Genomic DNA, 14,301 nt, shown 5'->3' with positions numbered 1-14,301 from the left:
CCGCCGGAACCTCTCAAGGTTTTTCGACCCGGTTGACCCACGCGGCGAATGCATTTGAGTTTAATCGGGCGCAATATGGCCCGGTCAAACCGGGCATGTCAGATGGATTGGCGCCTAGGATCTCAGTTCCCGTATGCGATGTTTTGGCCGGCTCTTGCTGCAGCTTCCGCGGGCGAAATTGCCTCGCTCATGTCGGAGCAAATTCTGACGCTCTCGGGCGACGCCGCTGCCGACAGCGCGTCTCAAGAGCCGGAAGGGGCGACGCCGGGTACGATCACACTTGAGTTGAATTCCGTACGTCTCCGGGATTTCACGAGCGGGGCGAGTGGCACCCCCGTTCTCCTCTGTACGCCGCTTGCGCTGCATGGAGCGGTTCTCGTCGACCTCGCGGCGGGCCACAGCCTCGTTGCCGCGCTTCGATCCGCCGGCGTTGACCGGCTGCTGGCAGTCGAATGGCGTTCGGCGAGCGCTGACATGCAGTTTCTTGGAATCGACGACTATCTGGCCGATCTCAACGTTTTGGTCGATCATCTCGATGGATTGGTCGATCTGGTGGGGCTTTGTCAGGGCGGCTGGCTATCCTTGCTGTATGCGGCCCGTTTCCCTGCCAAGGTACGCAAGCTCGTCCTGGCAGGAGCGCCGGTCGACATCGCTGCAGAGCAATCCGGATTGTCGGCCCTCGCCGACGCAACGCCGCTGGCCGTTTTCCAGGGACTGGTGAGAATGGGCGGCGGTCGCGCGATCGGCCGCCATATTTCGAGGCTGTGGGGTGCTGACAGGCCTGACGCACACGAGACCCACCGATCGCTGCAGACGCCTGCACCGGTTGGCTCACCGGAGTTCGCGCGGCTCGAAGCCACCTTCAACAACTGGAATTCATGGACGCTCGATCTGGCCGGACGTTATTATCTCGAGGTAGTCGAGAAATTGTACAAGCGTAACGAACTGGCGACCGGTGAATTCATTGCCCTGGGGCAAAAGATTGATCTCTCGCATCTGCGGCTTCCGATCTTTCTTCTTGCCGGGAACGTCGACGCGGTGGTCGCCCCCCAGCAACTATTCGCATTGGCGCGACTTGCCGGGACGCCCTCTGAGAGCATTCCCTGTGAGCTGGCACCAAGCGATCATCTCGGCCTCTTCATCGGCAGACTGGTTCTCGAAGAGTACTGGCCCAGGATTGCACGCTGGATAAAGCAGGAGCCGCTGTCGCCGACGAGCGGGCCAAGCTGACATTATCGGACTATTTCGACATTCATCTCGACCGCGCGCCGAAGGAAGGCGCCGAGCTGGCGCTGCAAAAGTTCAAGTTGGCGGAGATCTGGTCGTCGGTCGCCGGGGTTAGGGCGCGAGTCTCGCAACGAAGCTCTGCGATATCCTTGGTGGTCGAATTCAGAAACGTTGGCTAGCCTATGAGCCGTGCATTCATTGGGATGGCATGTCCGTCCCGGGTTCGGGAGGACGTCGTCATGAGATTGTCGTCAACCTTTATCGCGCGTCTCGCCATCGTTATCGTGTCAACTTCGTTGCTGAGCGGCACCGCGGTGTCGCAAACCGCACCAGCCACCACGCTTCCCGGAATCACGGTCACGGCGCCGAAGCCGGTGGCGAGGTCACATCGGCAGAGGCAGACGGTGACCACAGTTACATCGCACCGGACCGTACCGGCCGCTGAAAAACCCGCTCAAGCACCCGCACCGGCGCCGGTTCGAACGGCCACACCAACGCCACCGCCTGCGCCAGGTTCGACCATGGCGAAGTTTGCCGAGCTGGAGAGAACCAGCAGCAACTGCACCGATGGTTGCCAGACGAGCTTCAAGTACGGCAACCAACCCTGGAACGGTTGCTCCACGACCGGCGACATTTTCTCGGCGACGTGCCGGAACGTGCGCAACTTCAAAACCTACTATGAGTGCAGGGACCACGGGCTGTTCGTCGGCTGGCGAAACAATGAAATCTGGTGGTACTGCAGCAGCCTCGCCGCCGGCAACAAGTACAAGGTTGCCGAACTCAAGCGGCCGGGACGTCAGTGACCGGGATTACGGTGACCGTAATTCCTGAGTGTTGACGGCGTCTTTGGGGTCGAGCCGAACCGCCTCATTGTAATCGGCGATGGCGCGGTCTGGGTCACCCTTGGCGCGATAAGCGGTACTTCGATTGTAGAAGGCCCTAGCGTATTTGGGATCGATCCGGATCGCCTCGTTGTAGTCGGCGATGGCGCGATCGAAGTCGCACTTGCCGCTATGGGCGTTACCGCGATTGTTGAAAGCCAGAGCGTTTTTGGGATCGATCCGGATAGCCTCATCGTAGTCGGCAATGGCACGGTCGAGGTCGCCCTTGCCGCGATAAGCGACACCTCGATTGCTGAAGGCGATGGCGGCTTTGGGATCGATCAGGATCGCCTGATCGTAGTCGGCGATGGCGCGTTCGATGTCGCCCTTGTCGATGTAGGCGAGACCTCGATTGTTGAAGGCCATGACGTATTTGGGATCGAGCCGGATTGCCTCGCTGTAGTCGCCAATGGCGCGGTCGATCTTGCCGTTGTCGCGATAAACGTTACCTCGATTGTACAAGGCAATGGCAACGCCGGGATCGAGCCGGATCGCCTCACTATAGTCGGCGATGGCGCGGTCGATGTCACCCTTGTCGCGGTAGGCGGCACCTCGATTGGTGAAAGCCATGGCGAATTTGGGATTGATCCGGATCGCCTCATTGTAGTCGGCGATGGCGTGATCGACGTCGCCCTTGTAGTTGTAGGCGACACCTCGATTGTTGAAGGCCATGACGTGTTTGGGATCGATCTGGATCGCCTCATCGAAGTCGGCGATGGCGTGGTCCAGGTCGCCCTTGTCGCGATAGCCATTGCCTCGATTGGTGTAGTTTATCGCCTGATTGCGTCCGGTCCAATTCCCGGAATTGATGCTCTGTGTACAGGCAATGATCCGAGGCTCGGGGTCTCTCAGAGTATCACACGGGTCGGCGGCGGCTGCATGATTCAAGAGCATCATCGCGGCACAAAGCGCGCTCCAAAATCTCCAATCCGTCGGGCCCATGAAACCTCCTTGAGCGAACTTTGGTATCCTGAAATATGTGTCGGTGTTTGTTGTTCTGGTTCATGTTCAACTGGACAAGAGTGGAGATGCCCCGGGCTGCAATTGCACCCCTGAGGTCTGGACCATTGGACCGTCCCGGAATGACCCTGCGGAGGGTTGGGTTGCTATTTCCGCTGTTGAGCAAACCGCCGACTATCACTAGCTTAAGCCAAGAGGCCGCCCGGCGGCCCCACGGTGGAAACGCAGGAGAGACAGCAAATGTCCGGCCCCCTCGACGACCAGCTCGGCTTCGCGCCCGATTACGATTCTCCGGTTCCCTACATGCAGCGGACCCGCGACTATTACACCGCGATCGGCTACACCACGCCGTACCGCTGGGCACACTATATCGATGCGCCGTTCCAGCCGTTGAAGAAGCCGCTGGCGCAGTCGCGCGTCACCATCGTCACCACGGCGGCCCAATATGATCCCGCCAAGGGCGATCAGGGCCCCGGTGCGGCCTATAACGGCGGCGCCAAGTTCTACCAGGTCTACGACGGCGATACCTCCAAGCAGCACGATCTGCGCATCTCGCATATCGGCTACGACCGCAAGCACACGTCAGCGACCGACAGCGGCACCTGGTTTCCGCTGCCGCAGCTCCTGAAGGCGAAAGCCGCGGGGCGGATCGGCGAGGTCGCGCCGCGCTTTTTCGGCGCGCCGACCAATCGCAGCCATCGCGTCACCATCGATATCGATGCGCCCGAAATTCTCGCCCGCTGCCTCGCCGACAAGGTCGACGTTGCGGTGATCGTGCCGAACTGCCCGGTCTGTCACCAGACCTCCGCGCTGGTGGCGCGTCATCTCGAAGCCAACGGCATCTCGACAGTCGTGATGGGCTGCGCCAAGGACATCATCGAGCACGCCGCGGTGCCGCGCTTTCTGTTCAACGATTTCCCGCTCGGCAACTCCGCGGGTAAGCCGCAGGGCGTCTCTTCGCAGGCGCTGACACTCGAACTGGCGCTGGGCCTGCTGGAGTCCGCGTCCGGCGCGCGGACCACGATGCAGTCGCCGCTGCGCTGGAGCGAGGATGCGTCCTGGAAGCTCGACTACAACAACGTCGCGCAGATGAGCCCGGAAGAACTGGCGCGGCGCCGCGCCGAGTTCGACAAGCAGAAAGAGATCGCGCGCGGCAACCGCGCCGCGTGAGGCGGCATCAATAACAACAATCGGGCCATCGCAACAACGATCGGCCCCTCACATTTCGTCATTGCGAGGAGCGAAGCGACGAAGCAATCCATTCTTCCTTTACGTGGTGAGATGGATTGCTTCGCGGAGTTTATCATCGGGCGGCGCTTCGCGCCGACCCGTTGGCTCGCAATGACGCTCGCAGGAGGACATCCATTGACCCGACCGTTCGAAGGCGTGAAGATTCTCGACTTCACGCAGGTGCTGGCCGGCCCCTATGCGAGCTACCAGCTCGCGCTGCTCGGCGCCGACGTCATCAAGGTGGAACGGCGCGAGGGCGAGGACATGCGCCGCACGCCACTGAGCCGCGAATGGGCCGACCGTGGCCTCGCGCCGGGCTGGCAGGCGATCAACGGCAACAAGCGCAGCCTGACGCTCGACCTGCAGAAGGAAGAGGCGATCACCATCGTCAAGCAACTCGCCGCGCAGGCCGACGTGGTGATGGAGAATTTCCGCCCCGGCGTGATGGACAAGCTCGGCATCGGCTACGCGGCGCTGTCGGCGATCAATCCCCGGCTGATCTATTGCGCGATCTCGGGCTTCGGCCAGACCGGCCCTGAACGATTGGGTGCGGGGTATGACGGCAAGATCCAGGCGCTGTCGGGGATCATGTCGATCACCGGCCACGAGGCGACCGGGCCGACCCGCGCGGGCTTTGCGGTCTGCGACGTCCTGTCAGGCGCAACCGCGGCGTTCGGCGTGTCGAGCGCGCTGTTCCAGCGGACTCATACAGGCAAGGGGCAATTGGTCGACGTCTCCATGCTGGAGGCGACGCTGGCGTTCCTGTCGGGACAGGTGGCGGACTATTCGGTCGCCGGCCATCGCCAGCAACTCTCCGGCAACCAGGCCGTCAGCCGCCGGCCGACCGCCAACCTGTTCAAGGCGGGTGACGGCTACCTGCTGCTCGCGGTCAACAGCGAGAAGCAGTATCGCGGGTTGATGACCGCGCTCGGCCGTGCCGATGCGCTGGAAGACCCGCGCTTCGTCGACTGGTTTGCCCGGCAGGAAAACGAGCCGGCGCTGCGGGCCATCATCGAGGAGGCGCTGTCGAAAAAGGCCCCGCGCGAGTGGGAGAAGATCCTCGACGCCGCGGGCGCACCCTGCGCCAGCATTTGGAAGGTCGAGGAAGTGATCGATCACCCGCAAATCGCCGCGCGCGGTGCCCTCCAGGAGATCGATACGCCCTACGGCCGGCTGCGCTTTGCCGGCAGCGGCTTTCAGCTTGCCCATGGCGGCGGCCGGCTCGAACGGATGGCGCCCGCGCTCAGCGCCCATACCGAGGAGGTGCTGGCCTCGCTCGGCTATGACAAGAGCGCGATCGCGGACCTGCGCGCGCGTGAAATTGTCTAGGTGGGGAGCGAAAATCACGGTACCGGTCGCCGCTGGCTGCGGAGGCGCGTGTCATGACCACGATCGACCGGGCTGAGACGATGACGGCAGACGTTGCTGTCGCGCCCACGGTCCTGTCCGGTCCGGCGCGGCGGAAAATCTTTCTCTATCTCGGCATCCTGATCCTCATGCTGGCCTTCGGCAGCCCCGCCGGCGGCCTGATCGATATTCCGATCAGCTTCCTGTTGAAGAACAAGCTGCATCTGCCGGCGCATGAGGTCGCCGGTTTCCGGCTCATCGCCGCGATCCCGCTCTACCTCGCCTTCGCGTTCGGCTTTCTCCGCGACATCTGGAATCCGTTCGGGATGCGGGACCGCGGATTCATGCTGCTGTTCGGTGTCATCAGCGCACTGCTCTATGTCGTCTTCGCCTTCATCCCGATCAGCTACCTGGCGCTGCTGGTCGCCGTGATCGTCCTCACCGTCTCCTTCCTGTTCGTCTCCAGCGCCCAGAACGGACTGACGGCCGTGATCGGCCAGCAGCATGCGATGACCGGGCAGATCAGCGCGGCGTGGAACGTGTTTCTGTCGGTCCCGACCTTCGCCGCCTTGCTCGCCGGCGGCGCGCTCAGCGGCCTGCTCGAAGACAAGGGCTCCGATCAAGCCGTCCGCATCCTGTTTCTGGTTGGCGCCGCGATCATGTTCAGCGTCGCCGCTTACGCGCTGTGGCGTCCGGGTGACGTGTACGACAACGTCCGTGTCGAATACGCAGACGATCGGCATCCGATCGCAGACCTCAAGCGGCTGGTGCGGCACTGGCCGATCTATCCGGCGATGCTGATCTGGCTGTTGTGGAATTTCGCGCCCGGCTCGGCCACGCCGCTGCAATACCATTTGCAGAACGCCCTGCATGCTTCGGATGCGCAATGGGGCCAATGGAACGCGATCTTCGCCGCCTCCTTCATTCCGACCTTCATCATCTATGGAATCCTGTGCCGCAAGTTTGCGCTGAGAACGCTGCTGGTATGGGGAACCGTGATCGCGGTCCCGCAGATGGTGCCGTTGATCTTCATCCACTCGGTGACCGGTGCCCTGATCGCCGCGGTGCCGATCGGACTGATGGGCGGCATTGCCACCGGCGCCTATCTGGATCTGATCATGCGCTCATGCCCCAGGGGTTTGCAGGGCACGACGCTGATGCTGGCAACCAGCCTCTATTACGTGGTCTCGCGGTTCGGCGATCTGCTCGGCACCCACCTCTACGATCATTTCGGCAGCTTTGACGTCTGCGTCATCGCGATCACCGCCGTCTACGCCCTGATGCTGCCGGCGATCTGGCTGGTTCCCAAAGGCCTGATCGCGACCGCCGACGGGCAGATTGTCTGATTGGGGGCGCCTGCGGTGACCATTCGACGCCGGGACCCCGGCTTGAACCCGCAAGTCCCGGCCTGTATCACCCCCAAAGGGCCCGCCCCGCCGGGGTGCGTGCATAGCGCCCCTGCGCAGGGGCACGTTTAACCGATTGAAATCACCGTCTAAAAGACGCCCGCACCGAATTGCCAAAAAGCTGAACTGCCGAGAGGACACACCATGCCCGCCTACCGCTCCCGAACCACGACCCACGGCCGCAACATGGCGGGCGCCCGCGGCCTCTGGCGCGCCACCGGCATGAAGAACGAGGATTTCGGCAAGCCGATCATCGCCGTGGTCAATTCGTTCACCCAGTTCGTGCCCGGCCATGTCCATCTCAAGGACCTCGGCCAGCTCGTCGCCCGCGAGATCGAGACCGCCGGCGGCGTCGCCAAGGAGTTCAACACCATCGCGGTCGATGACGGCATCGCCATGGGCCATGACGGCATGCTCTACAGTCTGCCGTCGCGCGAGATCATCGCCGACAGCGTCGAGTACATGGTCAACGCGCATTGCGCCGACGCCATGGTGTGCATCTCCAACTGCGACAAGATTACGCCGGGCATGCTGATGGCGGCGCTGCGGCTCAACATCCCGACCGTGTTCGTCTCCGGCGGCCCGATGGAATCCGGCAAGGTCAGTATCAAGGGCAAACTCCGCGCGGTCGACCTGATCGACGCCATGGTCGCGGCGGTCGATCCCACCGTCAGCGATGCCGACGTCGAGACCATCGAGCGCTCGGCCTGTCCGACCTGCGGTTCCTGCTCCGGCATGTTTACGGCCAATTCCATGAACTGCCTCACCGAGGCGCTGGGTCTTGCTTTGCCCGGCAACGGCTCGGTGCTGGCGACGCATGCCGACCGCAGGGGTCTGTTCGTCGAAGCCGGCCACCTGATCGTCGATCTGGCGCGCCGCTATTACGAGCAGGACGACGAAACCGCGCTGCCGCGCAAGATCGCGAGCTTCAAGGCGTTCGAGAACGCCATGACCCTCGATATCGCGATGGGCGGATCGACCAACACGGTGCTGCATCTCTTGGCAGCCGCCTATGAGGGCGAAGTGCCGTTCACGATGCAGGACATCGACCGGCTGTCGCGCAGGGTGCCGGTGCTGTGCAAGGTGGCGCCGTCGGTGGCCGACGTGCATCTGGAAGACGTGCATCGCGCCGGCGGCGTGATGGCGATCCTCGGCGAGCTCGATCGCGCCAACCTGCTCAATCGCGGCCTGCCGATGGTGCACGCCAAATCGCTGGAAGACGCGCTGGCGCGCTGGGACATCAAGCGCACCAAGAGCGAGAGCGTCCGGAAGTTTTTCATGGCCGCGCCGGGCAACGTGCCGACGCAGGTGGCCTTCAGCCAGGAGCGCCGGTTCGAGGAACTCGATACCGACCGCGAGACCGGCTGCATCCGCGATCTCGATCATGCCTATTCCAGGGATGGCGGCCTTGCGGTGCTGTCGGGCAACATTGCGCTCGAGGGCTGCATCGTGAAGACCGCCGGCGTCGACGACAGCATCTTGAAGTTCGAGGGGCCGGCGCGGATCTTCGAAAGCCAGGACGCCGCGGTCGAGGGCATCCTGGGTAACAAGATCAAGCCCGGCGACGTCGTCGTGGTGCGCTATGAAGGCCCGCGCGGCGGTCCCGGCATGCAGGAGATGCTGTACCCGACCAGCTACCTCAAATCGAAGGGCCTCGGAAAAGTCTGCGCGCTCGTCACCGATGGCCGTTTCTCCGGCGGCTCATCGGGCCTCTCGATCGGTCACCTCTCGCCGGAAGCCGCCGAAGGCGGCCTGATCGGCCTCGTGGAGGACGGCGATCGCATCAAGATCGATATCCCCGCGCGTTCGATCAGCCTCGAGGTCGACGATGCCACGCTGGCGAAGCGGCGCGAAGCCATGCTGGCCCGCGGCGCGGATGCCTGGAAGCCCGCCAAGAAGCGCAGCCGCAAGATTACGATGGCGCTGAAGGCCTATGCGGCGCTGACCACGAGCGCCGCGCGCGGCGCGGTGCGGGTGGTGCCCGAATAAGCCTTCCTCACGGCATCGTTGCCGGCGTGGAAAACGACTGCGTGGCGTCGACGAAAAACATGACCAGCGCGTTCAGATCGCTGGTTCCGCTGCTCGAGACTTCCATCGGCATGCCCGGCCCGTGTCCGGGCATCGACTGGCCGGCGTCGACATGGCTTTCGCCGTGCGGGCTCTTCTGGCTCAACTGTCCGGTCAGCACGTAGAAGGTCTCTGACCCCGGATGGGTGTGCACCGGTGTCTTGACCCCTGGCGGGCCTCCGGTGTTGTTGATGCGCAGCAGATATTCCGGTGCGGTGATCGGTGGGACCGGCCCGATCTCGGCCACCGTGCTGCCGCCTGAAGATGCTCCGCCCTTGGCGCCGAGCGTAAACAGCCAGACCTTGCCTGCCACTTCGGCCGCCAATCCGGTCGGGCCCGCGGCCGCCTCGGCCTGTGCCAGTGTCGGAAAGTTTTCGATCCGCCAGAACAACGGTCCCGTCGGCAGTTGGCTGATCTTTTTCTCGGCAACCGACTTGATCTCGAATTTTTGCGCGAGCGCCGCGGACGGCAACAGCAACATCGCCGCGACGGCCCAACAACAAAGCCCGATTAATTTGACGCGTCTGGGTTCTGCCGGGGGGCCGTTCATGGCCATTCTCTCCTAATGCGCCAATGCGACCTCACCCGATGCCTGCTCGCGCCGCACGTCGATGCGCAAGCTCATGACCACGGCAGCGCCAATGACGGCGCATCCGGCGAGCAGCAGCAGGCCGACCGTGAAGTTGCCGGTCAGATCCTTCAGGTAGCCCATCGCAAACGGACCGGCGAAGCCCGAGAGGTTGCCAAGCGAGTTGATCGCGGCGATCCCCGCGGCGGCGGAGGCGCCGGTCAGGAAGCTTGCCGGCAGCGGCCAGAACATCGGTGGCACCGCGGAGACGCCGATCTGCGCGAAGCAGAGCAGGGCCATGACGATGACGGGATGGGAAACCAGCCCGGACAATCCAATTCCGACCGCAGCCATCAGCAACGCCACCGCGACATGGCCCTTTCGTTCCATGGTGCGGTCTGAATGCCGGCCGAGCAGCACCATGCCAATGCCGCCGAAGATAAACGGCAGCGCCGCCAGCAATCCGGTCTGGGTATCGCTCACCCCAAAGTTCTTGATGATGGTCGGCAGGAAGAACGCAACGCCGTAGCTTGCCGCATTCAAGCAGAAGTAGACGAGCGCGCACATCAGGATGCGGATATCGGTGAGGGCCTGGAACAGCGAGAGATGCTCGACCTGCTCCTTGTTCCGCTTCTCGGTTGCCTGCACGTTCTCCAGCCAGGCGATCTCGTCTTGCTGCAGCCAGCGCGCCTGGTGCGGAAAATCGGTGAGATAGAACAGCACAGCGAGCCCCACCAGGACCGACGGTAACGCTTCCAGAATGAACAGCCATTGCCAGCCTTCCAGTCCCCAGCCGGTAAGGTTCAGCAGCATGCCGGAGATCGGCGCGCCGACGATGGATGAAATCGGGATCGCCAGCATGAAGAAGCTGATGACGCGCGCGCGATAGACCGCCGGGAACCACAGCGTCAGATAAAAGATGATGCCGGGAAAGAACCCGGCCTCGCATGCGCCGAGCAACAGGCGAAGCGTATAGAACACCGTTTCGTTCGAAGCGCCGGTTGCGCCTGATATTGATGGGATGAAGGCGAACGCGGCCGAGACGATCCCCCAGGAGATCATGATGCGCGCAATCCAGACCCGCGCGCCGACCCGCTCCAGAAAGAGGTTCGAAGGCACCTCGAACAGAAAATAGGCGATGAAGAACAGCCCGGCGCCAAGGCCAAATGCCGCCTCGCTGAAACCTAGCGCCTGGTTCATATGCAGCTTGGCGAAGCTGACATTGACGCGATCGAGATAGGCAACGAAATAACACAGGATCAGAAACGGTATCAGCCGCCGCATCACCTTGCCGATTGCACGCCGTTCGACGTCTTCCATGGCGGTGGCCTCCCGTTCGGTATTTTCGGGAAGGCTTGCACCGGTTTACAGCGCAACTATGGCGCGCTCCGGGACAAGCGCGGGGGCTTTCCCGATGCGTATGCCAACAGGCCGTTTGACGCACTGCAGTCGGACGCCGCAGTTACGTCAGCACCTTGACCCCGCCGAGCGCGGTCACCCGTCCGCGCTGCAGCATCACGATTTGGGTCGCGAGCTGGCGCAGCTCCGCCGCGTCGTGGCTGACATAGACCATCGGAATACCTTCGTCGCGCAGCCTCACCAGATAGGGCAGGATCTCGACCTTGCGGCCCTCGTCGAGCGAGCCCAGCGGCTCGTCCAGCAATAGCAGCCGCGGCTTCGACAACAGCGCGCGGCCGAGCGCGACGCGCTGGCGTTCGCCGCCGGAGAGCTGGCCGGGGCGGCGGTCCAGCAAGTGACCGATCTCGAGCAAATCGGTGATCCGCTTGTGCTGTACTGAATCCTCGGTGAGCCGGTTCATGCGCCGGCCGTAATCGAGATTTTGCCGGATATCGAGATGCGGAAACAGCCGCGCATCCTGGAACACGTAACCGATCCGCCGCCGGTGCGGCGGCACGTGGATGCGCGCGGAGGTGTCGTCGAGTGTTTCGCCGTCGAGTGCGACGCTTCCGCGATCGGGGCGCAGCAGCCCTGCGATGATGTTGATCAGCGAGGTCTTGCCGGCGCCGGAGGCGCCGAACAGGCCGGTGACGCGGCCCTGGCTTTCGAACGAGGCTTCAAGCGAGAATTCGCCGAGCTGCTTGGTGATGTCGACGCGCAGCATGGTCAATTCCCGTGCAGGCGCCGCAAGGCGCGTCGCGCAAACCATTCGGAGGCGATCAGGGCGCTCATCGCGATCACGATCGAGATGATCACAAGCCGCATCGCCGCGCTGTCGCCGTCGGGGGTCTGGATCAGCGAATAGATCGCCGAGGAGATGGTCTGGGTCTCGCCCGGGATGTTGGAGACAAAGGTGATGGTGGCGCCGAATTCGCCGATCGCCTTGGCGAAGCCGAGCACCATGCCGGCCAGTATGCCGGGCAGTGCCAGCGGCAGGGTCACGGTCGCAAACACCCGCCAGGGTGCGGCGCCGAGCGTGCTTGCTGCCTGTTCCAGCCGGCGGTCGATCGCCTCGATCGAGAGTCGGATCGGCCGCACCAGCAATGGGAATGACATCACGCCGCAGGCGAGCGCGGCTCCGGTCCAGCGGAACGCGAACACGATGCCGAGGTGGTCGGCCAGCCACGCACCGACGAGGCCACGGCGGCCGAACGTCAGCAGCAGCAGGTAGCCGGTCACGACTGGCGGCAGCACCAGCGGCAGGTGCATCGCCGCATCGAGGATCGCCTTACCCCAGAAATCCCGTCGCGCCAGCAGCCACGCCAAGGCAATGCCGAACGGTGTCGCCACCAGCGTCGCGATGATGGCGACGCGTAGCGACAGCAGGATGGCCGTCCACTCGGCCGGCGTGATCTCGGACATCAGGTTGATGGGCTGACCAGGAACTTGAAGCCGTATTTCTCGAGGATGGTCTTCGCCGCGGTCGAGCGCAGGAAGGCGAGATAATCCGAGGTCTCCGGCTTCGCGGTCGTCGTCGCCGCCACCGGATAGATGATCGCCGGATGGGAATCGGCCGGGAAGGTGCCGACGATCTTGACGCCGGGCTCGACCTTGGCGTCGGTGGAATAGACGATGCCGAGCACGGCTTCGCCGCGCGCCACCAGCGTCAATGCTGCGCGCACGCTCTCGGCCATCGCGAACTTCGGCTCGGCCGCCTGCCATGCATCCAGCTTCTCCAGCGCCGCCTTGGCGTATTTGCCGACCGGCACGGCCTTGACGTCGCCGGTCGCGATCTTGCCGTCGCCGGCGAGTTTGGCGAGATCGAAGCCTTGTCCGATATCGACATGGTCGATCTTGGAATCCTTCGGCGCGATCAGCACGATGCTGTTGCCGAGCAGGTTCACTCTGGTGGGCTCATTGATGTTGTTTTTGCCGATGGCGTAATCCATCCAGTCGGTATCGGCGGAAATGAACACATCGGCCGGCGCACCCTGTTCGATCTGCTTGGCGAGCGCCGAACTGGCAGCATAGCTGACGGTGACCTTGACGCCGGTCTTGGCGGTATAGGCCGCGTCGATGTCGTCGAGCGCGTTCTTCATCGAAGCTGCGGCAAACACCGTCAGGGTTTTGTCCTGCGCGGCGGCGGGCGAATGCGCTGCCCCGAACAGGATGACAAAGGCGGCAACAATTCCGGCGAGACGAGACATGAGAGCGCTCCGAGCGAGATCGCGAGCCGCGCAGTTCGCGCGCCGCAATCAGGGCGTTGGTTGGGTCAGGGATGCGACAGGCGGAAGCGCTGTTCCGGCATTTCCAATGGCTTACGGCCGATCGGAATATCGCCAATGGCCGACAATAGCAGGCTGACGGACCGGGTAAAGGTGACCGTTTGTCTACCCGGAAGCCCTATTCGGCCGGCAGGATCGCAATCGAGATCGAATTGTCCTTGGTGCCGCTGACCTGCAGCACCAGCGGGCTCGCCGAAAGCTCGTATTTCATGGTCTTGCGGATGCCGTCGCAATCCGTCGCGCCGCTGAAGGCCTTGGGCTTCAGGAAATGACCGTCCTGCACCACGTCGACCCAGCCGCCCGAGGACAGGCTGACGGTATAGAGGCCGGCCTTGGGCGCGGTCTTGATGCTGGCGAAGCCGGCAAAGGTGCCTTCCTTGGGCGCCCGCTCTGGCGGCGTCGGCAGCCTGGCGTCGGCAGGCACAACCAGCGCCAGCGTCACGCCTGATGACGGCAAGCTCGCGAGTTCGCCGCCGGACGCGAGCTTGGCGCGATCCGGCGCGGTGAGCGCCGCACGCGCGCGATCGATCGGCCACTTGAACTTGTCACAGCCGCTCGGTTCCTCCGCCGCCCATGCAGGCGCAGCGCCGAACAGTACCAGTGCGAGGAGAACGGCTGTGCGCATATCAGTCCACCGCGATCATGACGTCAGAGGCCTTCACCACCACCGTAGCCTTGCCGCCGGCCTTGATGCCGAGTTCGTCGACCGCCTCGTTGGTGATGGATGAGGTGATGATCTGACCGTTGCCGATATCGACGCGGACATGCGACGTGGTCGCGCCCTTCTTGACTTCGACGACGGTGCCCTTGATCTGGTTGCGTGCACTGATGCGCATGGCTGGTCTTTCATGGTTTTCATCCCGCGCATGACGACGGCCGGCATCGGCAAAATCGGGGATGGGTGGGATCAGCAGCCCTGATCCGTGGCGTGG

At 63.4% G+C, this 14,301-nt stretch carries 14 protein-coding genes and 1 pseudogene; 7 read left to right on the top strand and 8 right to left on the bottom strand.

Annotation, left to right across the window (positions count from 1 at the left end; genetic code table 11):
• Positions 1 to 48 precede the first annotated feature (48 nt).
• The 3 genes and pseudogenes from BLS26_RS14940 (at position 49) to BLS26_RS36760 (ending at position 2,030) form a co-directional block, all read left to right on the top strand.
• Positions 49 to 1,230: an alpha/beta fold hydrolase gene (locus tag BLS26_RS14940; protein ID WP_092512281.1), complete on the top strand. Its 1,182-nt coding sequence runs from the start codon at positions 49 to 51 to the stop codon at positions 1,228 to 1,230.
• Positions 1,197 to 1,406 (top strand): annotated as a pseudogene (locus BLS26_RS37240) (hypothetical protein); the annotation flags it as partial. The gene BLS26_RS14940 and the pseudogene BLS26_RS37240, both read left to right, overlap by 34 nt.
• Positions 1,407 to 1,748: 342 nt before the next feature.
• Positions 1,749 to 2,030: a hypothetical protein gene (locus tag BLS26_RS36760; RefSeq protein WP_244541945.1), complete on the top strand. Its 282-nt coding sequence runs from the start codon at positions 1,749 to 1,751 to the stop codon at positions 2,028 to 2,030.
• A gap of 6 nt (positions 2,031 to 2,036) precedes the next feature.
• Here the strand turns inward: BLS26_RS36760 and BLS26_RS14930 are convergent, their stop codons facing one another.
• Entirely contained in the window at positions 2,037 to 2,996 is a 960-nt protein-coding gene (locus BLS26_RS14930; protein ID WP_157676452.1) for a tetratricopeptide repeat protein, read from the bottom strand.
• Positions 2,997 to 3,308: 312 nt separating this feature from the next.
• Between BLS26_RS14930 and BLS26_RS14925 the strand changes: the two genes are divergently transcribed.
• The 4 genes from BLS26_RS14925 (at position 3,309) to ilvD (ending at position 9,040) form a co-directional block, all read left to right on the top strand.
• The gene (locus BLS26_RS14925; protein ID WP_092512275.1) at positions 3,309 to 4,238 is read left to right on the top strand and encodes a glycine reductase; all 930 of its coding nucleotides are present in this window, start codon (positions 3,309 to 3,311) and stop codon (positions 4,236 to 4,238) included.
• Between the two features lie 195 nt (positions 4,239 to 4,433).
• Positions 4,434 to 5,627, top strand: a complete 1,194-nt coding sequence (locus tag BLS26_RS14920) for a CaiB/BaiF CoA-transferase family protein (protein WP_092518078.1) — start codon at positions 4,434 to 4,436, stop codon at positions 5,625 to 5,627.
• A gap of 53 nt (positions 5,628 to 5,680) precedes the next feature.
• Positions 5,681 to 6,991, top strand: a complete 1,311-nt coding sequence (locus tag BLS26_RS14915; protein WP_197681339.1) for an MFS transporter — start codon at positions 5,681 to 5,683, stop codon at positions 6,989 to 6,991.
• A 204-nt stretch (positions 6,992 to 7,195) separates the two neighbouring features.
• Entirely contained in the window at positions 7,196 to 9,040 is a 1,845-nt protein-coding gene (ilvD, locus tag BLS26_RS14910) for a dihydroxy-acid dehydratase (protein ID WP_092512273.1), read from the top strand.
• Positions 9,041 to 9,047: 7 nt separating this feature from the next.
• Here ilvD and BLS26_RS14905 read toward each other — a convergent pair whose 3' ends face one another.
• The 7 genes from BLS26_RS14905 to BLS26_RS14875 all read right to left on the bottom strand — a co-directional run bounded on the left by BLS26_RS14905 (position 9,048) and on the right by BLS26_RS14875 (position 14,205).
• On the bottom strand, positions 9,048 to 9,668 hold the full coding sequence (locus tag BLS26_RS14905; protein ID WP_092512271.1) for a cupin domain-containing protein: 621 nt from the start codon (positions 9,666 to 9,668) through the stop codon (positions 9,048 to 9,050).
• Between the two features lie 12 nt (positions 9,669 to 9,680).
• Entirely contained in the window at positions 9,681 to 11,006 is a 1,326-nt protein-coding gene (locus BLS26_RS14900) for an MFS transporter (protein WP_092512269.1), read from the bottom strand.
• A gap of 142 nt (positions 11,007 to 11,148) precedes the next feature.
• Positions 11,149 to 11,808 carry a molybdenum ABC transporter ATP-binding protein gene (gene modC, locus BLS26_RS14895; RefSeq protein WP_092512267.1) on the bottom strand — a complete coding sequence of 220 codons (660 nt, stop codon included), beginning with the start codon at positions 11,806 to 11,808 and terminating at the stop codon, positions 11,149 to 11,151.
• 2 nt (positions 11,809 to 11,810) lie between these two features.
• Positions 11,811 to 12,506: a molybdate ABC transporter permease subunit gene (modB, locus tag BLS26_RS14890; RefSeq protein WP_092512265.1), complete on the bottom strand. Its 696-nt coding sequence runs from the start codon at positions 12,504 to 12,506 to the stop codon at positions 11,811 to 11,813.
• A complete protein-coding gene (modA, locus tag BLS26_RS14885) occupies positions 12,506 to 13,291 on the bottom strand; it encodes a molybdate ABC transporter substrate-binding protein (protein ID WP_092512263.1) in 786 nt (261 codons plus the stop codon). Before modA ends, modB begins: the two co-directional genes overlap by 1 nt.
• A 196-nt stretch (positions 13,292 to 13,487) precedes the next feature.
• Positions 13,488 to 13,994 (bottom strand): hypothetical protein, encoded by a 507-nt coding sequence (locus BLS26_RS14880; RefSeq protein WP_092512261.1) that lies wholly within the window; start codon positions 13,992 to 13,994, stop codon positions 13,488 to 13,490.
• Position 13,995: 1 nt separating this feature from the next.
• Positions 13,996 to 14,205 (bottom strand): molybdopterin-binding protein, encoded by a 210-nt coding sequence (locus BLS26_RS14875; protein ID WP_074820190.1) that lies wholly within the window; start codon positions 14,203 to 14,205, stop codon positions 13,996 to 13,998.
• Between the last annotated feature and the right edge of the window lie 96 nt (positions 14,206 to 14,301).

This window comes from Afipia sp. GAS231 (genome assembly GCF_900103365.1).
Lineage (GTDB): Bacteria > Pseudomonadota > Alphaproteobacteria > Rhizobiales > Xanthobacteraceae > Bradyrhizobium.
This window is presented reverse-complemented; position numbering and strand designations above follow the sequence as displayed.

Excerpts from the sequence above, each read along its gene's own strand:
- BLS26_RS14940 (WP_092512281.1), top strand. The coding sequence starts at position 49 with ATGCATTTGAGTTTAATCGGGCGCAATATGGCCCGGTCAAACCGGGCA.
- BLS26_RS36760 (WP_244541945.1), top strand. The coding sequence starts at position 1,749 with ATGGCGAAGTTTGCCGAGCTGGAGAGAACCAGCAGCAACTGCACCGAT.
- BLS26_RS14925 (WP_092512275.1), top strand. The coding sequence starts at position 3,309 with ATGTCCGGCCCCCTCGACGACCAGCTCGGCTTCGCGCCCGATTACGAT.
- BLS26_RS14915 (WP_197681339.1), top strand. The coding sequence starts at position 5,681 with ATGACCACGATCGACCGGGCTGAGACGATGACGGCAGACGTTGCTGTC.
- ilvD (WP_092512273.1), top strand. The coding sequence starts at position 7,196 with ATGCCCGCCTACCGCTCCCGAACCACGACCCACGGCCGCAACATGGCG.
- BLS26_RS14905 (WP_092512271.1), bottom strand. The coding sequence starts at position 9,668 with ATGAACGGCCCCCCGGCAGAACCCAGACGCGTCAAATTAATCGGGCTT.
- BLS26_RS14900 (WP_092512269.1), bottom strand. The coding sequence starts at position 11,006 with ATGGAAGACGTCGAACGGCGTGCAATCGGCAAGGTGATGCGGCGGCTG.
- modC (WP_092512267.1), bottom strand. The coding sequence starts at position 11,808 with ATGCTGCGCGTCGACATCACCAAGCAGCTCGGCGAATTCTCGCTTGAA.
- modB (WP_092512265.1), bottom strand. The coding sequence starts at position 12,506 with ATGTCCGAGATCACGCCGGCCGAGTGGACGGCCATCCTGCTGTCGCTA.
- modA (WP_092512263.1), bottom strand. The coding sequence starts at position 13,291 with ATGTCTCGTCTCGCCGGAATTGTTGCCGCCTTTGTCATCCTGTTCGGG.
- BLS26_RS14880 (WP_092512261.1), bottom strand. The coding sequence starts at position 13,994 with ATGCGCACAGCCGTTCTCCTCGCACTGGTACTGTTCGGCGCTGCGCCT.
- BLS26_RS14875 (WP_074820190.1), bottom strand. The coding sequence starts at position 14,205 with ATGCGCATCAGTGCACGCAACCAGATCAAGGGCACCGTCGTCGAAGTC.